Source organism: Micromonospora sp. NBC_01699 (assembly GCF_036250065.1).
Taxonomy (GTDB): Bacteria; Actinomycetota; Actinomycetes; order Mycobacteriales; family Micromonosporaceae; genus Micromonospora_G.
The window spans coordinates 864,605-885,831 of the sequence record NZ_CP109199.1 but is presented as its reverse complement, the minus strand read 5'-3'; the positions used below and the strand labels follow the sequence as shown (position 1 = coordinate 885,831).

22 protein-coding genes and 1 tRNA gene are annotated in these 21,227 nt (G+C 71.5%); 11 read left to right on the top strand and 12 right to left on the bottom strand.

Annotated features, from left to right (window positions below):
* Entirely contained in the window at positions 1–420 is a 420-nt protein-coding gene (locus OG792_RS04060) for an HIT family protein (RefSeq protein WP_329107455.1), read from the top strand.
* A gap of 142 nt (positions 421–562) precedes the next feature.
* A complete protein-coding gene (msrA, locus tag OG792_RS04055) occupies positions 563–1,222 on the top strand; it encodes a peptide-methionine (S)-S-oxide reductase MsrA (protein ID WP_329107453.1) in 660 nt (219 codons plus the stop codon).
* 59 nt (positions 1,223–1,281) lie between these two features.
* Here msrA and OG792_RS04050 read toward each other — a convergent pair whose 3' ends face one another.
* Positions 1,282–2,493 carry a Fic family protein gene (locus OG792_RS04050; protein ID WP_329107451.1) on the bottom strand — a complete coding sequence of 404 codons (1,212 nt, stop codon included), beginning with the start codon at positions 2,491–2,493 and terminating at the stop codon, positions 1,282–1,284.
* A gap of 233 nt (positions 2,494–2,726) precedes the next feature.
* On the opposite strand from OG792_RS04050, the gene OG792_RS04045 reads away from it, so the two are divergent.
* From OG792_RS04045 to OG792_RS04025, 5 genes are all read left to right on the top strand, one after another.
* Positions 2,727–3,011, top strand: coding sequence for a type II toxin-antitoxin system Phd/YefM family antitoxin (locus OG792_RS04045; protein WP_329107449.1), 285 nt, complete (start codon positions 2,727–2,729; stop codon positions 3,009–3,011).
* Positions 3,008–3,298 carry a type II toxin-antitoxin system RelE family toxin gene (locus OG792_RS04040; protein ID WP_329107447.1) on the top strand — a complete coding sequence of 97 codons (291 nt, stop codon included), beginning with the start codon at positions 3,008–3,010 and terminating at the stop codon, positions 3,296–3,298. The genes OG792_RS04045 and OG792_RS04040 overlap by 4 nt, the downstream gene beginning before the upstream one ends.
* 386 nt (positions 3,299–3,684) lie before the next feature.
* Complete coding sequence (locus OG792_RS04035; RefSeq protein ID WP_329107445.1) at positions 3,685–4,605, top strand: ribonuclease Z; 921 nt, start codon at positions 3,685–3,687, stop codon at positions 4,603–4,605.
* Complete coding sequence (locus OG792_RS04030; RefSeq protein WP_329107443.1) at positions 4,602–5,114, top strand: GNAT family N-acetyltransferase; 513 nt, start codon at positions 4,602–4,604, stop codon at positions 5,112–5,114. Before OG792_RS04035 ends, OG792_RS04030 begins: the two co-directional genes overlap by 4 nt.
* An 80-nt stretch (positions 5,115–5,194) precedes the next feature.
* Positions 5,195–6,151: a S1C family serine protease gene (locus tag OG792_RS04025; RefSeq protein ID WP_329107441.1), complete on the top strand. Its 957-nt coding sequence runs from the start codon at positions 5,195–5,197 to the stop codon at positions 6,149–6,151.
* Between the two features lie 263 nt (positions 6,152–6,414).
* On the opposite strand, the gene OG792_RS04020 is transcribed toward OG792_RS04025, so the two are convergent.
* Together OG792_RS04020 and OG792_RS04015 are read right to left on the bottom strand one after the other, a co-directional pair.
* A complete protein-coding gene (locus OG792_RS04020) occupies positions 6,415–7,785 on the bottom strand; it encodes a cystathionine beta-synthase (RefSeq protein ID WP_329107439.1) in 1,371 nt (456 codons plus the stop codon).
* A 126-nt stretch (positions 7,786–7,911) separates the two neighbouring features.
* Positions 7,912–8,268 (bottom strand): YkvA family protein, encoded by a 357-nt coding sequence (locus tag OG792_RS04015; protein ID WP_329107436.1) that lies wholly within the window; start codon positions 8,266–8,268, stop codon positions 7,912–7,914.
* 173 nt (positions 8,269–8,441) lie between these two features.
* Between OG792_RS04015 and OG792_RS04010 the strand changes: the two genes are divergently transcribed.
* From OG792_RS04010 to OG792_RS04000, 3 genes are all read left to right on the top strand, one after another.
* A complete protein-coding gene (locus OG792_RS04010; RefSeq protein ID WP_329107434.1) occupies positions 8,442–9,590 on the top strand; it encodes an SGNH/GDSL hydrolase family protein in 1,149 nt (382 codons plus the stop codon).
* Positions 9,587–10,429 (top strand): SGNH/GDSL hydrolase family protein, encoded by an 843-nt coding sequence (locus tag OG792_RS04005; protein ID WP_329107432.1) that lies wholly within the window; start codon positions 9,587–9,589, stop codon positions 10,427–10,429. The genes OG792_RS04010 and OG792_RS04005 overlap by 4 nt, the downstream gene beginning before the upstream one ends.
* 83 nt (positions 10,430–10,512) lie before the next feature.
* Positions 10,513–11,775 (top strand): acetyl-CoA C-acetyltransferase, encoded by a 1,263-nt coding sequence (locus OG792_RS04000; protein WP_329107430.1) that lies wholly within the window; start codon positions 10,513–10,515, stop codon positions 11,773–11,775.
* Positions 11,776–11,818: 43 nt separating this feature from the next.
* Here the strand turns inward: OG792_RS04000 and OG792_RS03995 are convergent, their stop codons facing one another.
* From OG792_RS03995 to OG792_RS03985, 3 genes are all read right to left on the bottom strand, one after another.
* Complete coding sequence (locus OG792_RS03995) at positions 11,819–12,139, bottom strand: hypothetical protein (RefSeq protein ID WP_329107428.1); 321 nt, start codon at positions 12,137–12,139, stop codon at positions 11,819–11,821.
* 218 nt (positions 12,140–12,357) lie between these two features.
* Positions 12,358–13,173 carry a Bax inhibitor-1/YccA family protein gene (locus tag OG792_RS03990; protein WP_329107426.1) on the bottom strand — a complete coding sequence of 272 codons (816 nt, stop codon included), beginning with the start codon at positions 13,171–13,173 and terminating at the stop codon, positions 12,358–12,360.
* Positions 13,174–13,284: 111 nt separating this feature from the next.
* Positions 13,285–13,368 (bottom strand) — tRNA-Leu (locus OG792_RS03985).
* A 101-nt stretch (positions 13,369–13,469) separates the two neighbouring features.
* On the opposite strand from OG792_RS03985, the gene OG792_RS03980 reads away from it, so the two are divergent.
* The gene (locus OG792_RS03980) at positions 13,470–15,326 is read left to right on the top strand and encodes a hypothetical protein (protein WP_329107424.1); all 1,857 of its coding nucleotides are present in this window, start codon (positions 13,470–13,472) and stop codon (positions 15,324–15,326) included.
* Positions 15,327–15,388: 62 nt separating this feature from the next.
* Here OG792_RS03980 and OG792_RS03975 read toward each other — a convergent pair whose 3' ends face one another.
* From OG792_RS03975 to OG792_RS03950, 6 genes are all read right to left on the bottom strand, one after another.
* The gene (locus OG792_RS03975; RefSeq protein WP_329107422.1) at positions 15,389–16,714 is read right to left on the bottom strand and encodes an NAD(P)/FAD-dependent oxidoreductase; all 1,326 of its coding nucleotides are present in this window, start codon (positions 16,712–16,714) and stop codon (positions 15,389–15,391) included.
* 104 nt (positions 16,715–16,818) lie between these two features.
* Positions 16,819–17,388 (bottom strand): hypothetical protein, encoded by a 570-nt coding sequence (locus tag OG792_RS03970; RefSeq protein ID WP_442932370.1) that lies wholly within the window; start codon positions 17,386–17,388, stop codon positions 16,819–16,821.
* 100 nt (positions 17,389–17,488) lie between these two features.
* Positions 17,489–18,898, bottom strand: coding sequence for a DUF58 domain-containing protein (locus tag OG792_RS03965; RefSeq protein WP_329107420.1), 1,410 nt, complete (start codon positions 18,896–18,898; stop codon positions 17,489–17,491).
* Positions 18,895–19,908, bottom strand: a complete 1,014-nt coding sequence (locus OG792_RS03960; RefSeq protein ID WP_329107418.1) for an AAA family ATPase — start codon at positions 19,906–19,908, stop codon at positions 18,895–18,897. Before OG792_RS03960 ends, OG792_RS03965 begins: the two co-directional genes overlap by 4 nt.
* The gene (locus OG792_RS03955; protein ID WP_329107417.1) at positions 19,905–20,510 is read right to left on the bottom strand and encodes a hypothetical protein; all 606 of its coding nucleotides are present in this window, start codon (positions 20,508–20,510) and stop codon (positions 19,905–19,907) included. Before OG792_RS03955 ends, OG792_RS03960 begins: the two co-directional genes overlap by 4 nt.
* Positions 20,507–21,208, bottom strand: a complete 702-nt coding sequence (locus OG792_RS03950; RefSeq protein ID WP_329107415.1) for a DUF4129 domain-containing protein — start codon at positions 21,206–21,208, stop codon at positions 20,507–20,509. The genes OG792_RS03955 and OG792_RS03950 overlap by 4 nt, the downstream gene beginning before the upstream one ends.
* Positions 21,209–21,227: the final 19 nt, after the last annotated feature.

The following is a 21,227-nucleotide window of genomic DNA, read 5'->3' as shown; positions in this document are numbered from 1 at the left end:
GTGAAGCCTTGCGTGTTCTGTGGCATTGTCGCGGGCTCCGTACCGGCCTTCACCGTCGCCGACGAGCCGGACGGGGTCGCGTTTCTGGACACCAGACCGGTTTTCCGGGGTCACGTGCTGGTCGTACCACGCGCACATTGCGAGGTTCTAGCTGATCTGCCTGTTTCTTCGCTTTCTGGATACTTCGGGCTGGTACAGCGAATCGCCGTCGCGGTCGAGACCGGACTCGGCTCCGGCGGCACCTTCGTGGCCATGAACAACCGCGTCTCCCAGTCCGTCCCCCACCTGCACACCCACGTGGTTCCCCGGACCAGGGGCGACGGCCTGCGCGGCTTCTTCTGGCCCCGAACCACCTACGACGACGCCGACTCGGCGACCGGCTACGCGGCCCGGATCGCCGCCGCACTCACGGCCGCCTGAGGCCCGCCCGAACCGCCGGGCCAGAGGCCGCCGGGCCGCCTGAGGCGACCGGCGGCGGGTAGTCCGGGGGTACGGGAGGAGCGGGTAAGGATCCCGACCCGCACGGCGTTACACCCGGCAGAGGTACGAGAGGAGACCTACCGTGTTCCTACGGCGAATGAAGGCCAGCCTGCCCAGCCCCGACCAGGTGCTGCCCGGGCGCGGTTTCCCGATCCCGGTGGCCGACCGGCACGCCGTCCTCGGCACGCCGTTGCAGGGCCCCTGGCCCGAGGGCAGCCAGATCGCCGTCTTCGGCATGGGCTGTTTCTGGGGTGCCGAGCGGATGTTCTGGACGCTTCCGGGTGTGATCTCCACCTCCGTCGGTTACGCCGGCGGACAGACCCCGAACCCCACGTACGAGGAGGTCTGCTCGGGCTTCACCGGGCACACCGAGGCCGTTCAGGTGGTCTACGACCCCACGAAGATCAGCTACGAGGACCTGCTCAAGGTCTTCTGGGAGAACCACGACCCGACCCAGGGCATGCGCCAGGGCAACGACGTGGGCACCCAGTACCGCTCGGCGATCTACACCACGACGCCGGAGCAGTCGAAGGTGGCACAGGAGTCCCGCGAGGCGTTCGCCCCGGTGGTGGCGAAGGCGGGCCTGCCGGAGATCACCACCGAGATCGGCGAGCTGGGTGACTACTACTACGCCGAGGACTACCACCAGCAGTACCTGGCACCGACCAAGAATCCGGACGGCTACTGCAACCACGGCCCGAACGGAATGAGCTGCCCGGTCGGTGTGGCGCGCGTGAGCTGACGCGCACGTCAAGCAGCAACACCCGAGGGGCGCCCTCCAGAGGGCGCCCCTTCGGCAACCTAAGGCTCTTTCACCAGAACATCGAATGCGTCGGGCGCGTAGAAGCGACGGCCAGACCCGCCAGCAGCGGCGTCAACCTCGGCAAGGATCCCCAGGTGAACCATCTGCTGGACAAGTCCATTGGCGCGACCATAAGAGATTCCAAGGTGCTTCTCAACATCTCGAACGGTGAAGGCCGTCCGGGCAATAGCGAAGTCGACCAGCGTATGCGCGGTATCAGCCCTCAGCGGAGACTTTCGAATACGCTCCTTGAACGACTCCTGGACCGCCACCAATGCTTTCATACGTTCATGCGTGGTATTCGCGGACGACTCAAGGCCGGTGGCGAAGAACCTTACGTACGGGTCCCACGCCCCTTCAGTACTGACGGCAAGTAACCGGTCGTAGTACTCCGACCGTCGGGCTTCGAACCACGGTGAAACCGTGAGCGTGGGTTCGAGGAGGACGCCTTGCTTCAGCAGGTGCGCCACAATGAGGAACCGACCGATACGGCCGTTCCCGCCATGAAACGGGTGAAGCGTTTCAAACTGATAGTGGGCAAGCGCTGCCGCCACCACAGGATCGGTCTCCTGCATCACTTCGCTGTCGGTCATCCAATCGAGAAGACCACGCAGATTCGCGGTGAGATCCAAACCCGGTGGCGACGGAACGAACCGAGCCGAATGCGCCGCCAGCGCGCCTGGCGGGGCATTCATTCGCTGACCGACGACTACCTGATGGTTGCGAACGGCTCCGGAGTTGGCGGTCTCGCCCCGGGTGCCCCTGACGAGCATCGCTTGCAGTTGCTCCAGCATTCCCACCGTCAAGGGCATACCTTCTTCTATCCAATCGAAGGCAGCGTCACCCATGCGAACGTAGTTCAGGACCTCGCGTAGATCTAGAGTCGTCGGTCGTTCCTCGTTAGCGATGAGGACTTCGCCCAACGGTGCGTAGGTGCCCTCCAGTGCCGACGTACTCTGCGCCTCAGCCTGTAGCGCAGGCCGTCTAAAGATTCGTGGGTCCGGCAGGCGTCGCGCCGTACTGTCGAGAGCTCCGAGCGCCGCGCGTGCGTCGGCAACCATCCGGTAGGTCCGCGCACTGAGGTCCGGAGGTAGCTTGGGCAGCGGATGCGGCACGAACGCCACGTGTTCCCACTCACCGTGGCGGGGATCGACACCATTGATCCTGACGAGGTCTCCGGGCGCCTGGGAAGTGAAGATCGAAACGTCCACCATGCCATCATACGTAGGCTTGCCAGACATCTGCACGTTGACTGACATTCCCCGCATTGCAATGAACGGCCAGATCACTGACATGGACAGGGCTGCCGTGTCACTGAACCGAGATGCGGTCACATAGTCCCAGGCCCGCCTCCAACCACCCGTAACCGGGGCCACCCGGCTCCGGCCCGGGTGGCCCCAAATTCTGTACAGACTTCGCGCCAGTAAGTGCCTATACTTCGAGCATGACCGTCGTGCCGTTCACTGACGCCCGCAATCGCCTGTCGGAGCTCATCGACGAGGTGACCAGGACGCACGAGCGGGTGGAGATCACCAGACACGGCCACCCGGCCGCAGTCCTGATCTCGGCCGATGATCTCGCGGCGCTGGAAGAGACCCTGGAAGTTCTGTCCAGCGCGGAGGCCATGCGACAGCTCGCCGAGTCCCGTGCGGCCATTGAAGCCGGTGACGTCCTCGACGCCGACGAGCTCGCGTCGTTGATCGCCAAGCGGTCGAAGAAGGCACGGTGACCGATCCGGACCCCGGCCGCTATCGGCTCCAGGTGGCGGGACCCGCAGCACGCGCGCTGGCCGGGCGGATGCCGGAAAAGGTCGCCGCGGCCGTCTACGAGTTCATCACCACGGCGCTTGTGGAAAATCCGCACCGCGTCGGCAAACGACTACTCCTTCCGCCGTTCGAAGGCACCTGGTCAGCCCGGCGCGGCACGTACCGCGTCCTCTACGAGATCGACGAGGACGACCTCGTCGTGACGGTGACGGCAATCGAACACCGCGCGGACGCATACCGGTCGCGCTGACTCACCGCCAGATGCCGACCGAGACACATACACGGAGCCTCTGCCCCAAACGGCATGATCTGCCCGTGGGCGTGGCCGGTACCGGCTCCTGATCAGTGATCTAAAACCATTGGCGGGACGGCCCTCGGGTGGTTAACGTGGCCGTACACGTGAGAGGAGGTGGTCCAAGCTTTGTGTAGCAACGGGACTCGTGAGGTGGCTGTCCGCTAGCCGCTGTCCTTGACAGTGCAACATCGTCGAGACCGTGTGGCAGCGGTGCGGCGAAACCCAGGCAGCCACCCGACCCCCGGGGTGCCGGCTTTGTCCAGCCGGCCCGCGCAACCGCGCGGAAGCCCCGGGGGTCGTTCCATATCCAGCGTGATCCCATCTCCGACCGGGAGGCCCCGGTGACCCGTGAACTGGTGGTTCTGGGCACCGCCAGCCAGGTACCCACCCGGCAGCGCAACCACAACGGTTACCTGCTGCGCTGGGACAACGAGATGATCATGTTCGACCCCGGCGAGGGCAGCCAACGGCAGATGCTCCGGGCCGGGATCTCGGCCACCGACCTGACCCGGATCTGCATCACCCACTTCCACGGCGACCACTGCCTCGGCCTGCCCGGCATGATCCAGCGCCTCTCCCTGGACCGGGTACCGCACCCGGTCCCGGTGCACTTCCCGGCCGGCGGCACCGAATACTTCGAGCGGCTACGGCACGCCAGCGCCTTCCACGAGACCGCCGACGTCCGCCCCGAACCCGTCGAATCCGACGGCCAGACCATCCCGATCAGCGGCGCGACGATCACCGCCCGCCGGCTGCACCACCCCGTCGAGGCGTACGGCTATCGGCTGGTCGAGCCGGACGGGCGCCGGATGCTGCCGGAACGGCTGGCCGCGTACGGCATCTCCGGGCCGGCGATCGGCGAGCTGATCCGCGCCGGGGAGATCGAGTCCGGCGGACGTCGCGTGCCCCTGGACGCGGTCAGCGAACCGCGCCGGGGCCAGCGGTTCGCCTTCGTCATGGACACCGGGCTCTGCGACGCCGTGTACCACCTCGCCGACGGAGCCGACCTGCTGGTGATCGAGTCGACCTTCCTGGCCGAGGACGCCGCGTTGGCCGCCGAGGCCGGGCACCTGACCGCGGCCCAGGCCGCGCGGGTGGCCACCGAAACCGGCGTACGCCGGCTCGTGCTGACCCACTTCTCCCAGCGCTACCCCGACCCGACCCGGTTCGAGGCGGAGGCACGCGAGCACTTCACCGGCGACCTGGTGATCGCCGAGGACCTCGGCCGGGTCCGGGTGCCCCGGCTATCCTCGGCCGGGTGACCCCCACCCTGCGCCCGGCGACCGCCGACGACCTGATCGCCGTCGGAGCGCTGCACGCGCGCTCCCGGCAGGCCGCCTACCGGGACTTCCTGGCCGCCGAGGCGCTGGCCGCCGACTCCGGCGACATGCTCGGCCTGTGGTGGAGCGAACGCTGGAAGTGGGAACGCGACACGCACCGGATGACCGTGGTCGACGCCGGTGACCGGCTGGTCGGCTTCAGCTACGTCGGACCGCACGAGCTAGACCCGATCGGGTACGGCGAACTCTGCGCCATCCACCTGGAGCCGGACCAGCAGGGTCGGGGCCTCGGCCGGGCGCTGATGGTCGACGCGCTCGCCACCCTGCACACGCTCGGCTGGCACCGGGCCGCCCTCTGGGTGCTGACCGGCAACACCCCGGCCCGGGAGTTCTACCGCCGTGGCGGGTGGACCGCCGACGGGGTCGAACGGACCGAGCACGTCGGCTCCGCCCTCGCGGCGCAGCTGCGCTACGTCCGGGACCTGCCCTAACCACCGCTGCCGCGCGGCCTGTTCGCTGTCGGCGGAGCCCGGTCGGGCATCGAAGCGGACCGCTGGTTGTTGTCCGCGACATGGACGGCGAACAGATCCAGCCACCTCCCACCGAATCCGACGCCCTGGACGCGTACTCCCGGGTGGTCACCGGCGTGGCGGCCCGGGTCCTGCCGAGCGTTGCCGCGCTGGCGGTGCGCTCCGCACGGGGCAACGGGGCCGGCTCGGCGGTCACCTTCACCGCCGACGGTCTGCTGCTCACCAGCGCGCACGTGGTCGACGGAGCGGAGGGCGGTAACGCCACCTTCGCCGACGGCACCGAGTCCCGGTTCGACGTCGTCGGCGCCGACCCCCTCTCCGACCTGGCCGTACTCCGGGTCCGGGCGACCAGTGTGCCGCCGGCCGAACTCGGCGACGCCGACCGGCTCCGGATCGGCCAACTCGTGGTGGCCGTGGGCAACCCGATGGGGCTGGCCGGCTCGGTGACCGCCGGGGTGGTCTCCGGCCTGGGCCGCTCCCTGCCCGCCCGCGACGGCCGGCTGGTCCGGTTGATCGAGGACGTGATCCAGACCGACGCCGCCCTCAACCCCGGTAACTCGGGCGGGGCGCTGGCCGACTCCGCCGGCCGGGTGATCGGGGTGAACACCGCCGTCGCCGGGTACGGGCTCGGGCTGGCCGTACCGATCAACTCCACCACCCGCCAGATCATCGGCGACCTGGTCTCGACCGGTCGGGTACGCCGGGCCTGGCTCGGCGTCGCCGGGGTGCCGGTGCCGCTGCCCCCGGAGGTGGCCGAACGCACCGGTCAGCGCCGAGGACTGCGGGTGGTGGAGGTGGTGCCGGGCAGTCCCGCCGGCAGCGCCGGGATCTACCTCGGTGACGTACTCGTCTCGGCCGGCGGCCGACCGGTGCAGAGCGGGCAGGGTCTGCAACGCCTGATGCTCGGTCCCGCGATCGGCAGCCGCCTACCCGTCACCCTCCTCCGCCGAGGAGCCTTCGTCGACGTAATCACCATCCCAGCAGAGCTAACCCACTAGCCCCCACCCCCCTCGCCCCCGCCCCCGCCCCGCCCCCTCGCCCCCGCCCCGCCCTCCCGCCGCCCCCTCGCCGCCGATCTTGCACTTGTGGCGCCCGAATTAAGGCTCTAGTCCGGATTTATGTACGACCACAAGTGCAAGATCGGCGCGCTGGGTGGGGGGTGGGGGTGGGGGTGGGGGTGGGGGTGGGGGTGGGGGTGGGGGTGGGGGTGGGGGTGGGGGTGGGGGTGGGGGTGGGGGTGGGGGTGGGGGTGGGGGTGGGCTTAGCGGGCGCCGAGGTGGGCGAGCAGGTCCTGTCGGGTTAGTACGCCCCGTGGTTTGCCGTCCACCAGCACCAGCGCGGCGTCCGACTTCTCCAGCAGGCCCACCGCCTCGCTCACCGGCTGACCGCCACCGATCATCGGCAGCGGCGGGCCCATGTGCCGCTCGATCATGTCGTGCAGGTGCGCCTGGCCGGTGAAGAGCGCGTCGAGCAGGTCCCGCTCGGCGATCGAGCCGGCGACCTCGCCGGTGACCACCGGCGGTTCGGCCTTGAGCACCGGGAGCTGGGAGACGGCGTACTCGCGCATGTAGTCGATCGCGTCCCGGACCGTCTCGGTCGGGTGCACGTGGATCAACTCCGGCACTCCGCCCGGCTTGCTGGCCAGGGCGTCCGCCACGGTCGGCTCGGCGTTGCCGGTCTCCAGGAAGCCGTAGCGGGCCATCCAGTCGTCGTTGAAGATCTTCGACAGGTAGCCGCGACCACCGTCGGGCAGTAGCACCACCACGACGTCGTCCGGGCCGGCGTTGCGGGCCACCTCCAGCGCCGCGACCACGGCCATTCCGCACGACCCGCCGACCAGCAGGCCCTCCTCGCGGGCCAGCCGCCGGGTGAGGTCGAACGACGCCTTGTCCGACACCTCGATGATCTCGTCGGCGACCGACCGGTCGTACGTGTCCGGCCAGAAGTCCTCGCCCACCCCCTCGACCAGGTACGGCCGACCGGTACCGCCGGAGTAGACCGAGCCCTCCGGGTCGGCGCCGATGATCTTCACCGCCCCGCCGGAGACCTCCTTGAGGTAGCGGCCGATCCCGGAGATGGTGCCGCCGGTGCCCACCCCGGCCACGAAGTGGGTGATCCGCCCCTCGGTCTGCTCCCACAGCTCCGGACCGGTCGTCTCGTAGTGCGACCGGGGGTTCGCCGGGTTGGCGTACTGGTTGGGCTTCCAGGCGTTCGGGATCTCCTCGGCGAGCCGGTTGGAGACGTTGTAGTACGAGCGCGGGTCCTCGGGCGCGACGCTGGTCGGGCAGACCACCACCTCGGCCCCGTACGCCCGCAGCACGTTGCGCTTGTCCTCGCTGACCTTGTCCGGGCAGACGAACACGCACTTGTAGCCCTTGAGCTGTGCGACCAGGGCCAGCCCGACACCGGTGTTGCCACTGGTCGGCTCAACGATGGTGCCGCCCGGACGGAGCAGGCCGGCCTGCTCCGCCTCCTCGACCATCCGCACTGCGATCCGGTCCTTGACCGAGCCGCCGGGGTTGAAGTACTCCACCTTGGCGAGCACCGTCGCGGCGATGCCGGCGGTGACCTGGTGCAACCGCACCAGGGGCGTGTCCCCGATCAGATCGACGACATTGTCGTAGTAGCGCACCTCGTTGTGCCTTTCCGCGTGGCCCGTCCGGCTCGTGGCCGGGTGATGGTCCGTGGCTGTGCCAGGTCAGCCGGCTTGGCTGTGAGATCAGCCTACGTGCCTTCGGGGCACCACATGAGCGGGGACTCAGGGCACCACGTGACCGGGTACCACGCTGTCCCGGCGCGCCTCCCAGAGCAGGAAACGCTCGGTCTCGGCGAGCACGCTGCCGGCCAGCCAGGTCACCATGAGCGCGTCGTCGGCCAGCCCGAAGACCGCCAGCAACAGCTCCGGTGCCAGGTCCACCGGCGAGACCACGTACGCGGTCGCCGCCGCCATCAGGGCCAATCGCAGGCCGCCGTCGTACTCGCCGCGGGCCGTCGCGCGGATCATCCGGGGCAATGCCGCCAGCCGGGCCCCCAGCGACGGTCCACCCCGCGACCCGGATGTCAACGCCCGGGCCAGCGCCGCGAACGCCGCCGTCCGCTTCAGTGTCTTCGCCATGTCCGCACCCTCCTTCCGCCCATGATGCACATGGGGGCAAGTTCCCCGCAGCACGGGGAAAGGGGGCACCGTCGCCTCCATGTCCGTGAGGAGCCGGAACGCCGACAGCGCGGGAGGACCCACCGAGATAGCCTCGAAGGCCGCAGGATGTCCGCGAAGGCGGGGGGCGCTTGATGAGTATGGCCGGTTCGGTGGTGGCGGAACGGGCGCCGCGGCGCCTCGCGCGCCGGGTCGCGAAGGTGACCGTCCTGGGTGCCGGGGTGACGGCGGCGACGACGGTGGCTGCCTGGGTAGTGCTCAAGGGCCAGGCCCGGCAGGCCCGCCGGATCATCCCACTCGCCGAGGCTCCGCCGCCGCGCGGCAACGGGGTGTACGGCGCCCGCTTTCCGGGCAAACCGCTCACCATGGTCATCCTGGGCGATTCGTCCGCCGCCGGGTACGGCGTACACCGCCCTCGGGAGACGCCCGGCGCCCTGCTCGCCACCGGCATCTCCCGCCGCCTGCGCCGGCCGGTACGACTGCACCGGTTCGCCGTCGTCGGCAGCCGCTCGGCCGGGCTGGCACCGCAGGTCGAGGCGGCCCTCGACGTACACCCGGACCTGGCCGTGATCCTGGTCGGCGGCAACGACGTGACCGCGCGTACGCCGCTGTCGATCGCCGTACGCTATCTGGTCGACGCGGTCCGCGCGCTGCGCGGCGCGGGCGCCGAGGTGGTCGTCGGCACCTGTCCCGACCTGGGTGCGATCCGGCCGATCAAGCCGCCGCTGCGGTGGCTGGCCCGGCGCTGGAGCCGTCAGCTCGCCGCCGCGCAGACCGTCGCGGTGGTCGAGGCCGGCGGTGCCACGGTGTCCCTGGGCGACCTGCTCGGCCCGCGGTTCGCGGCCGAACCGACCCGGATGTTCGCCTGGGACCACTTCCACCCGTCCGCCGAGGGCTACGCGGTCGCCGCGGCGGCCCTGCTGCCGACGGTCCTGGTGGCCCTGGGAGCGACCGAGGAACGTCGACCGGCGCTCGCCGAGGGCGAGGGGGTCCGGTCGCTGCCGGCAGCCGCCCAGGAGGCGGCCCGGCACGCCGGTACGGAGGTCAGCGGGACCGAGGTCGGCGGACGCGAACGCGGGCCGGCGGGGCGTTGGGCACAGTTGCGCCGACGTCGCGCCTGGTTCGGCCACCAGCGCGGCGAGGAGCCGACCGTACCCGTGACAGCCGTACCCGCGACCGCCGCACCCGCGACCGCCGCACCCGCACCCGGAGCGGCCGTTGCCGGTCCGGCCGGGCCGACCGGCACAGCAGCCGGGCCATCCACAGTGGAGGAACGCGCATGACAGCGATCGGGACCGGGCGCCCACGAAGCGGCACCGCCGGCCAGATCGGCCGGACCGCCGCGCTGACGCTGATCGCCGGCACGGTCGGCGGGGCGGCTCTGCTCGCCGGTGAGGTGCTGCTGGCCCGCAACCGGCGCTACGCCCGGCCGGAACTGGGTCTGGCGCTGCGCTCCGTGGTCGGTCGGGTCGACGCGCCCGCGCTCCGGCTGGTCCTGCTCGGCGACTCGGGGGCGCTGGGAGTCGGGGTGAACCGGGTCCGCGACACCGTCGGGGGTCAACTCGCCTGGCTGCTCTCCGAGGGCACCGGCTCGATCACCGGAAACCTGGTCGGCGAGGGGCACCGGCTGGTGCACCTGTCCAGCGTCGGCGTCTCCGGGTCCCGGGCCACCGACCTGGCCACCCAGGTGGCGCGGGCACTGCTCGGCGAGCACCCGGACGTGGCGGTGATCCTGATCGGCGCCAACGACGTGACCGCCCTGCGTCGACCGGGTGAGACGGCCGCCTACCTCGGTGCGGCCGTACGCCGGCTGCGTAACGCCGGAGTGGAGGTCGTCGTCGGCACCTGCCCCGACCTCGGCGCCGTACGGGCCATCGCACCGCCGCTGCGCCAGGTCGCCGGCCTGCTCGGTCGGCGTACGGCCAGGGCACAGGCGCGGGCCGTGCTCGCCGCCGGTGGGGTCGCGGTCGACCTGGGCGCCGAGGCCGGTCCCGTGTTCCGGGCCGACGCGGGAACGCTCTGCCACGACGGCTACCACCCGTCGGCCGACGGGTACCGGGTCTGGGCGCACGCCCTGCTACCGGCCGTGGCCGAGGCCGCGGCGGTCACCCGGCAGCACTGACCCGGCCCGGCGGCACCGGCCGCCGCATTCATCACAACCGCGACGACTTCCACAACAAGTTACCGGCCAGTTAAGTTAGAGCCATGTCGACCGATCCGTCCCGCACCGCCGTCATCGTCGCCACCGCCCGCTCCCCGATCGGCCGCGCCGGCAAGGGCTCGCTGCGCGACCTGCGGCCGGACGACCTCGCCGCCACCATCGTCCGGGCCGCGCTGGACCAGGTACCCGAACTCGACCCCACCGGAATCGACGACCTCTACCTCGGCTGCGGGCTGCCCGGCGGCGAGCAGGGCTTCAACATGGGCCGGGTGGTGGCCACCCTGCTCGGCCTGGACACCGTGGCGGCCGCCACGGTGACCCGCTACTGCGCCTCCTCGCTCCAGACCACCCGGATGGCCTTCCACGCCATCGCCGCCGGTGAGGGCGACGTCTTCGTCTCCGCCGGGGTCGAGTGCGTCTCCCGCTTCGCCCGGGGCAGCTCCGACGGTCTGCCGCCGGAGGCCCAGGCGCTGGTCGGCGGCGGCTGGCAGAACCCCCGGTTCGCGGCGGCCCGGGACCGCTCGACGGCCCGTACCGGTGCCGGCGCCGACCGCTGGACCGATCCCCGACTGGACGGGGAACTGCCCGACATCTACCTGTCGATGGGGCAGACCGCAGAAAATCTGGCCCAGGTGTACGACGTCAGCCGCGCCGACATGGACGAGTTCGGCGTACGCAGCCAGAACCTCGCCGAGCAGGCCATCGCGGCCGGCTTCTGGGCCCGGGAGATCACCCCGGTGACCCTTCCCTCGGGCGAGGTGGTGAGCGCCGACGACGGTCCCCGGGCCGGGGTGACCCTGGACGGGGTGGCCGGACTCAAGCCGGTCTTCCGCCCGGACGGCCGGATCACCGCCGGCAACTGCTGCCCGCTCAACGACGGCGCGGCCGCGGTGGTCGTGATGAGCGAACAACGCGCCCGCGATCTCGGTATCACCCCGCTGGCCCGGATCGTCTCCACCGGCGTCACCGGGCTCTCGCCCGAGATCATGGGACTGGGTCCGGTCGAGGCGTCCCGGCAGGCACTCAAGCGGGCCGGGATGAGCATCGACGACGTCGACCTGGTCGAGATCAACGAGGCCTTCGCGGCCCAGGTGATCCCGTCGTACCGGGAGCTGGACATCCCGCTGGAGAAGCTCAACGTGATGGGCGGCGCGATCGCCGTCGGCCACCCGTTCGGGATGACCGGCGCCCGGATCACCGGAACACTGATCAACTCGTTGCGCTGGCACGACAGGAGCATCGGGCTGGAGACCATGTGCGTCGGTGGCGGGCAGGGCATGGCCCTCGTCCTCGAACGGCTCAGCTAGCTGGCTCCCGCCGCCGGCGTACCCGTCCTGTTCGTCCGCCCTCTCAGAGCGCGCGGCGGGTGGCGGTGACCTCGGCGGCGGCCGCGGCCAGCACCGGTGCCGGCGGAGCGGCGGCGAGCAGGTCGGCGGCGACCACCCGGAGCTGATCGGGCAGGGCGAGATCGTTGTCGAGCCGGGGTACGGTCCGACGCGGCTCGCCCTCCGCGTCCGCGGCCAGGTTCGCCACCTGCTGGACCAGCCGGTGCATCAGATCCGCCCGGGACACATTGCCCGTGGTAGCCGTGGCGGCCCACCGAGGCGCGATCCAGTGCCCCACCTGACCAACCAACAACTCAACCGCCCGCCCCAACCCCTCCACACCCACCCCCCCACCCTAGCCCCCGCCCCCACCTCCCGGACCACCGCCGTTGATCATGAAGTTAGCGACGGTTTCCGGCGCGGAAACCGTCGCTAACTTCATGATCAACGAGGCGGGGGCGGGGGTGGTAGGTGGGGGTGGGGGTGGGGGGGTGGATGCAGACGCGGACGCCCGCCCCGGAGGGGCGGGCGTCCGCGTGGTGGGTGGAGGGGTGGGGTGCGGGGTTAGTCGTCGCCCTGGAAGTAGCTGATCAGGCGCAGGACCTCGAAGTACAGCCAGATCAGGCTGACCAGGATGCCGAACGCGGCGGTCCAGGAGTAACGCTGGGGCAGGCCCATGCGTACGCCCTCTTCGACCTCGTGGAAGCTCAGGATGAAGCTGAGCGAGGCGACCACGATGCAGATCAGGCTGAACCCGATCGCCAGCGGTCCACCGCTGCGCAGACCGGTGTCGAAGCCGAAGAGCGAGAGCACCAGGTTGATCAGGATGACCGCGAACAGACCCACGGTCGCCGCGATGACACCACGGATGAACTTCGGCGTCGCCCGGATCGCCTTCGCCCGGTAGAGGATCGCCATCAGGAAGAACACCCCGAAGGTGGCGACCACCGCCTGGAGCACGATGCCGTTGTAGAGCGACTCGAACGCCTTGCTCACCGCGCCGACGAGGACACCCTCGACGACCGCGTACGCCACCACGAGCGCCGGGTTGGCCATCCGCGAGAAGCTGATCACGAGGCCGAGCACCAGCCCGACCACCAGCGCACCGATCCAGGCCACGCCCAGCACCGCGTCCGGCACCAGCACCCACGCCGCAGCGGCGGAGGCACCGGTGATGCCGAGCAGGGTGACGGTCTTGACGACGACGTCGTCGATGGTCATCGGCGCCACGGTGGGGGGTGCGGCCGGATAGGCTCCCGCCGTGGTCGGGTACGGCTGCCCGTAGCCGGGCTGACCGGGGCCGGCCGGGGCGTACCCGGCGGCCCGCTCGCGCTCGGCCGCCTGGCCGAGCCGGGCGAGCACCGGGTTGGAAGTCTTCACTTTCAGGCCTCCCTCAGGGGGTCGATACACGGCGAGACCGCGTCGCGCTCAAGGGTAATGGGTCTTAGCAAACTTTGTGGGATTCGGATACCCAGATGGTATTGCACACTCTGGTGCCCGGGGCGGGGGTCGAACCCGCATGCCTTGCGGCAGCCGCTTTTAAGGCGGCCGTGTCTGCCTTTCCACCACCCGGGCGGGGGGTTCCGGAGGGCTCCTACACCCTCACGCATGTCACGGTAGCGGGTTCCGACCCACCGGGCGCACCCCGCCGACCGATCGGCACTAGGGTCAAGGCCGTGACCAGCCCCGCCCCCGCAGCGCAGGACACCGAACTTAGCGAGGACATCGCGGACACGACATCCGGCGTACCCCGGTCCCGCCCGGCCCGGTGGCTCGAAGCCACTCGACCGTACGCACCCGACCTGGGGATCTGCCTCCTCTTCCTCCTGCTCGCCGGATGGTTGACGCACGGCATGTGGCCCGACCCGGGCGCCCGTACGCTGGCGCTCAACCCCGAGGACCAGGTGCTCTACGAGTGGTTCCTGGCCAACGACGCCCGCGCCCTGCTCGGCGACTTCAGTCTGCTGACCGACCGGCTCAACGCGCCGGACGGGGTGAACCTGATGGCCAACACCACGATCATCGCGCTGGGCGTGCTGTTCGCCCCGGTGACCCTGGTGTTCGGGGTGGCCACCACCTTCGCCCTGCTGGTGGCCGGCAACCTGGGGGTCACCGCGATCGCCTGGTACCTGCTCTTCCGCCGGGTCCTGCACACCCACCGGCTGGCCGCCGCGCTCGGCGGTGGCTTCTGCGGCTTCGCCCCCGGCATGATCTCGCAGACCAACAGTCACCTGCACATGACCGCGCTCTGGCTGGTGCCGGTGATGGTCTGGCTGGTCGTCCGGCTGGTCCGCGCCGCCGACCCGACCGGCCGACCCGACCGACCGGGCCCGGACCGGCGCCGGGTGATCACGTCCGGGGCGGGACTGGCGGCGGCGGTCACCGTGCAGGTGTTCGTCGGCGAGGAGGTGCTCTTCCTCACCGCGCTCACCCTGATCATCGTGACCATCGCGTACGCGATCGCGGACCGGGCGCTGCTGCGTCGGGCGCTGCCCGGCTTCGCCACCGGCCTGGCGGTCGCGGTCGGGCTGGCCGGACTGGCACTGGCCTACCCGCTCTGGTTCCAGTTCGCCGGGCCGCAGAGCGTGCCGAACGGCATGTTCAGCCCGTACTACTTCTCGGCCGACCTGGCGAGTTGGGTGGCGATCTCACCGCTGTCGCTGGCCGGAAGCAACGCGTCCGCCCGGCTGAGCACCGGCCCGGCCGAGTACAACACCTTCCTCGGCTGGCCACTGCTGCTGGTCACCCTGGCGGCCGTCGTCTGGCTGCTCCGGTACCCCGCCCGGCGCCCGCTGCTGATCGCCGTCACGGTCGCCGGGGTGCTGATGGCGGCCCTGTCGCTCGGCCCCGATCTGGTGGTCGACGGCGCGCGGACCAGCGTGCCCGGACCGTACTCGCTGCTGCTCGGCCTGCCGGTGGTGGACGGCGCGCTGCCGATGCGGTTCGCCCTGGCGCTGATCCCGCTGGTCGCCACGGTGCTGGTGCTCGGGATCGACCGGGCCATGCGGGCCGACACCAGGCTGCCCCGGATCCTGGTGCCGGCCGTCGTCGCCGCCGCACTGCTGCCGATCTTCCCCGCACCGCTGCCGACGGCCGGCCGGCCGACGCTGCCGACGTTCATCAGCGCCGGGCACTGGCGGGCCTGTGTCGCGCCCGGTGAGGTGCTGGTGCCGGTCCCGCTGCCCACCCCCAAGGAGCCGTGGGCGATGCGCTGGGGGTCCGCCGCCAACGCGGAGTTCGGGATGCCGGAGGGCTTCTTCATCGGGCCGTACTCGGCCCGGGGCAAGGCCTCGATGGGTACGTACAAGCAGGCGACCTCCGCCCTGCTGGCCGAGGTCGCGAAGACCGGCGTGGTGCCACAGATCACCGACGAGCACCGCCAGCGGGCCCGACAGGACGTGGAGTTCTGGAACGCCTCCTGCGTGGTGCTGGCCGGCGACGCACCGCACCCGGAGAGCCTGCGGACCGCGCTGGAGGACCTGTTCGGTCCGGGCACCCGGATCGCCGACGCCTGGACCTGGAAGGTCGGCTGAGCCGAGCGCACCGACAGCGAGCCCCCCTCGGCGGATGCCGGGGGGCGCTTGGCGTACGGGGGTCAGGCGCGGGGGGTGATGCGGGGGGTGGCCTCCACGAACTCCTCCCGGGGGTCGTGCAGCTGGCCCAGCGCCACCACCTCGCGGCGCAGGACGAAGGCGAGCAGCCAGTCGACCAGCACCCGGATCTTGCGGTTGAACGACGGGATCCGCCCCAGGTGGTACGCCCGGTGCATGGCCCAGGCCGGCAGGCCGGTCAGCTTGATCCCGTACACCTGGGCGACGCCCTTGTGCAGGCCCAGGCTCGCCACGCTGCCCGCGTGCTTGTGCTTGTAGTTCTTCGGCACCCGTTGGCGGATCACCGCGCGGATGTTGTCCGCCATGGTGACCGCCTGACGCACCGCGTGCTGGGCGCTGGGCGAGCAGAACGTGCCGGGCGGGCCGGTCAGATCCGGCACCGCGGCGCAGTCGCCGGCGCTCCACGCCCCGTCCAGCACCCGGTCACCGTCGACCACCTGGAGGGTCGGCAGGCAGGTGACCCGACGCCGGTCGTCGCGCGGCAGGTCGGTCTGGTCGAGCACCGGCGAGGGCTTCACCCCGGCGGTCCAGACGATCGTGTCGGCCCGGAAGCTGTCCCCGTCGGAGAGCTTGACCACGCCGTCCACGCAGGATTCCAACCGGGTGTCGAGCCGGATGTCCATCTTGCGCTTGAGCAGCTGCTGCACGGTGTACGCGCCCATGTCCCGGTCGACCTCCGGCAGAACCCGCAGGGTGGCCTCGACCAGCACCCAGCGCATGTCCTCGGCCGAGAGTTCCGGGTAGTACTTGAGCGCGTCCCGGGCCATGTCCTCCATCTCGGCCAACGCCTCGATGCCGGCGTAGCCGCCGCCGACGAAGACGAACGTCAACGCGTTCCGCCGGGTTTCCGGGTCGGTCGTGGCGGCGGCCACGTCGAGCCGGGCCAGGACGTGGTTGCGCAGGTAGATGGCCTCGCCGATGGTCTTGAAGCCGATGCCCTGCTCGCGCAGGCCGGGGATCGGCAGGGTCCGCGACACCGACCCGGGCGCCACCACTATGTGGTCGTACGGGATCTCGCGGGGCGGGCCGATGATCGGCTGTACGGTCGCCGTCTTGCGGGCGTGCTCGATCCGGGTCACCTCACCGGCGACGATCGTGCAGTTACGCAGTGCGCGCCGCAGCGGCACCACCGCGTGCCGGGGGGAGATGTTGCCCGCCGACGCCTCGGGCAGGAACGGCTGATAGGTCATGTGTGGTTGGGGATCGACCACCATCACCTCGGCCTCCCACGAGCGGAGCTTCTTCGACAACCGCAGGGCCGCGTACAACCCGACGTGCCCAGCGCCAACTACGAGGATCCGTTGTTTCACTCTTCTATCTTTCCCCGGTCGGAGAATTTGTGTGCGGTAGATGCCCTTGTTGTGATGGAGAACGCCGCAGTGAGTTGCCCTACCCGGTCCGGCTGCGACCCGCGTCACTCCGTCCGGGCGCGCCGGAGCAGCCAGGCCAGCAGAGACGCGGCCAGCACGGCGACGGCCATGCCGGCGATCGCGGCGACCACGAAGCTCCCCCGGTCCCACCGCTCGGCCAGCGCGATCAGCAGCACCGCCAGTACGGCCGTGGCGAGCACCACCGCCAGCGCGTTGCCCACCCAGCTCGCGAACACCTCGGGCGCGACCGCCGCGTCGTACGGCAGTTGGGCGGCCAGCGCGCAGAGACTGTGGGTCAGGTAGAGGAAGGTGGCCAGGCCGAGCAGTCGCCACAACGCGACCGGTTCGCCGTAGTAGCTGGTCTGGGCGACCCAGCCGGCAACGGCGGCGAGGGCGGCCAGGGTGGGCCAGGCCCGGCCCGGTGCCACCGCCGGCAGCAGCGCCGCGAGCAGCAGCAACGCGATGCCGCGCCCGCCCAGGACCGGTACCGGGTACGCGAGCACGAACGCGGCCAGCCCGCCGAGGAAGATCGCGCAGCGCAGCAGCAGCGGAGCCAGCGTCGCGCGGACGATCATCGTGTAGATCGACCGGATCCGCTCCGAGATCGCGTTCACCGGGTCCGCCTTTCGCGTACGAACGTCGCGTTCACCGGGTCGGGGTTTCGGCGTACGAACGTCGCGTTCACCGGGTCGGGGTTTCGGCGTACGGGCGTGCTCATCGGCCGACCGCCCGGGGTGCGGAGGCGAGGCGGGCCACGTCCCGCAGGACCAGGTCGAGGCTGCCCGCGCCGGCCCAGGCCACCACCGGTACGCCGTGCTCACGCAACTGGCCGACGGTGTTCTCCCGGTCCAGCCGCCACAGCCGGTGCGCCACCTCGGTCCACTGGCCGCGCCGGGGCGGGTCGGTCTTCTCGGGCAGGGTGTCCACCGCGACGACGAACCGGCCGGACCGGGCCAGCCGGGCCAGCATCGCCGCCGAGCGGGGGTCGACCAGCGGGGTGAGCACCACCACCAGCGCGTTCGAGGAGAGCAGCTGCGGCCCGAAGACCTGGTCGTACGGTTCGTGCTCGGAGTTCGCGGCGGTGACGTCGAGCAGCCACTCCAACGCGATCAGGTACTGCCGCCGGCCGGTGGCGGGACGGAGCCGGCGGGCGGCCGGACCGTACTCCAGCAGCGAGACCCGGTCGCCCCGGTGCAGGTAGTGCTCGGCGATAGCGGCGGCGGCCCGGACGGTGGTGTCCAGCACCGAGGCGGAACCGCGTACGCCGCCGGAGCGGCCGGCCTCGGCGAGCACGTCGAGCAGGAGCACCACCTCGGCGTCCCGGTCGGAGAGGGTGGCCGCCACGTGCAGTTGCCGGGCCCGCAGCGACACCCGCCAGTCGATCCGACGCAGCCGGTCACCGGGGCCGAAGATGCGTACGCCGGCCAACTCGCCGCCCTCGCCGGGCCGGCGGGAGCGGTGCCCGCCGACCAGTCCGGCGGCCCTCGGCATCGCCTCGTCGGCGTCGAACGGCTCGGTCTTCGGATAGATCGGCACCGGGTGCGGGTCGATCAGCACCGGTCGGCTGGCCAGCAGACCGGCGCAGGCGACCGCCCGGATACCGGCCGGTCCGAGCGGGTGCCGGCCCCAGCGCAGCGCCTCGCCGCGCAGTTCCAGGTCGACCGCCTCACCCGCTGACACGGTGAGCGCGAGCGGCCGGTCCACCCCGGCCGGACCGGCGAAGCCGACCTCGGTGAGCTTGAACCAGGGCGAGACCCTGGTCCGGACCAAGGCCAGGTCGTAACCGACGAGATCCGGGTTGCCGACGGTCACCGCGCCGGTGATGTCGCTCCCCTCGACCAGCGCCCCGTCCTGCGCCCCGACCGCGATCCGCGGTGCCTCGGTGGGCCGGCGACGCAGCGCGTACGCGGTGCCGAGCGCGAACGGCGCGGCGAGCACGACCAGGTCGACCCGGCCGAACAGCACCGCGGCCAGCAGCAGCAGGCCGGTGAGCAGCACCGCCCGGCCGAGCGCCCGGGTCGGCGTCCACCACTGCGGTACGGGCTCCGCCCGCTGCTCACCGACCGCCGGACGGCGACGCGGCTGCGGTACGGCGGCCCGCAGTGGCCCGGGGCTGCTGGTCATACCGCGCGTGCTCCGGCGGCGTAACTGGGCAGCGCGCCGCTGGCCGGAGCCGGGGTCCGGTCCAGCACCTCGTGGACGACGAAGGACGGGTCGACCCGGCGCAGCCACATCTCCGGGCGCAGGGTGATCCGGTGCGCGAGCGCGGGTGCCGCCACCTCCTTGACGTCCTCCGGGATGACGTAGTCCCGGCCGGCGAGCGCGGCCTTCGCCCGAGCCAGCAGCAGCAGCGCGAGCGAGCCACGCGGCGAGGCCCCGACCAGCACCGACGCGTGCTCGCGGGTGGCCGCGGTGAGCTCGACGATGTAGCGGCCGACCGAGTCCTCCACCACCACGTCCTCCAGGGCGGCCTGCATCTCGCGCAACCGCGCGGCGTCGACCACCGGGGCCAGTTCGGCCTCCTCCTGGCGGCGGGACATCCGGCGGCGGAGCACCTCGCCCTCCTCCTCGCGGGTCGGGTAGCCGAACGAGACCCGGAGCAGGAACCGGTCGAGCTGTGCCTCGGGCAGCGGGTACGTGCCCTCGTACTCGATCGGGTTGGCGGTGGCCAGCACGTGGAACGGCGGGTCGAGCCGGTACGTGACGCCCTCGACCGACACCTGCTTCTCCTGCATCGCCTCCAGCAGCGCGGACTGGGTCTTCGGCGGGGTCCGGTTGATCTCGTCGGCGAGCAGCAGGTTGGTGAAGACCGGGCCGGCCCGGAAGGTGAAGTCGGCGCTGCGCTGGTCGTACAGGAAGGAGCCGGTGACGTCGGCGGGCAGCAGGTCCGGGGTGAACTGCAACCGGCGGAAGTCCAGCCCGAGCGCCTGCGCGAACGACCGCGCGGTCAGCGTCTTGCCCAGCCCCGGCAGGTCCTCCAGCAGTACGTGACCGCCGGCCAGGATGCCGGCCAGTACCAGTTCCAGCGAGTCCCGCTTGCCGACCACCACGGTGCAGACCTGGTCCAGCACCGCCCGGGCCAGTCGGGCCACCTCGAAGATGGGCGTGGTCTGGACCTGGTCCGCGTCGTTCATAGCTTCTCCAATTGAGCGACGATCACCGCGAGGTCACGCGGTGCGGGCGTCCGCTTCGGGGGGCTGTCGAGGAACTTCCACACCTGTTCGCCGAGCAGGCTCCGGGCCCGCGCCGGGTCGCTGGCCCGGGTCAGTCCGTGCCGCTGGCGCAGCCGCTCGTCGACCAGGTCACCGAGGTCCGGGTGCACGCCCTTGGCGTACCGGCCGGTTTCGGCCTGGGACCAGATCAGCCTGTTCTCCCACCGGTCGACCACACCGCGCAGGGAGTCCAGGGCACCGAAGTTGTACATCCCGTCCTCGGTGGCGGACGAGCGCAGCGGCTGGGCCGTACGCCGGGCCGGCGCCTTCACCTGCCCGGTGGCCCGGTGCAGCAGCAGCAGGGCCAGCCAGGCCGCGTAGGCAGCCGGTACGGAGATCCCGAGCTCGAAGATCCGGAGTGCGACCACCGTCACGGCGGTGAACCCGGCTGCGGTGAGCCCGGTCCAGAGCCACCGGCCCGGCCGGAACCGCCGCCTGCGGGGCGACGCCTCCGGTTCCTCCTCGTGGCCGAGCGGGTCACCACTGCCGAGCAGGTCGTCGATGCTGGCGGTACGTTCGCTCACGACACCACCCCGGCGGTCAGTTCCGTACGCAGCCGCTGGAGCGCGGACCGGGCCTGGGTCCGCATCCGCTCGTCCACGCTGCGGGTGGCGTACCTGGCCTCCCGGTAGACCTGGGCGAACGCGGCCAGCACCTCGGCGCTGACGACTCCGGTGCCGTCCCGGAGCAGGCGGGTTACCAGGTCGGTCGGGGTGTCGCCGACCCGTCGGGGCATGCCGGCGGCGGCCGCCGCCTGTTCCAGCCGCACCCAGCAGGCGATCACCGCGCTCCGTGGGTCGGTGTCGGAGTCGGAGAGGTCGACCAGTCCGGCGTCGAGCGCGGCGACCACCGCCTCGGCGGTCTGCGCGGCAGACGCCTGGCCGGCTCCGGCCGGCATCTTCGCGCGCCGCCGCCGGGCCAGGTCGCGGAGCAGCCGCCGGGCCAGCACGACGATCAGCGCCAGCAGGGCGAGGGCGGCGAGGCCGATCGCGCCGTTGATCAACCAGCCGGGAACCGTCCACGGCGCGGCCGGGGCGAGTTCGATCGGGGGTTCGGTCGGCTGCTCGTACTCGGGGATGATGATGTCGGGGGGCGGGGCCTCCTCGGCCTGCTCCAGCCGGTCGATGCGCAGCGACGACTGGGCGGTCGACAGCGCGGCGAGGGCGAGCAGCAGTGCCACCGCCGCCAGCGGCCACCATCTGCGCAGAGCGGAACTGGCCATCCCGCTTACCGCCCCCGAA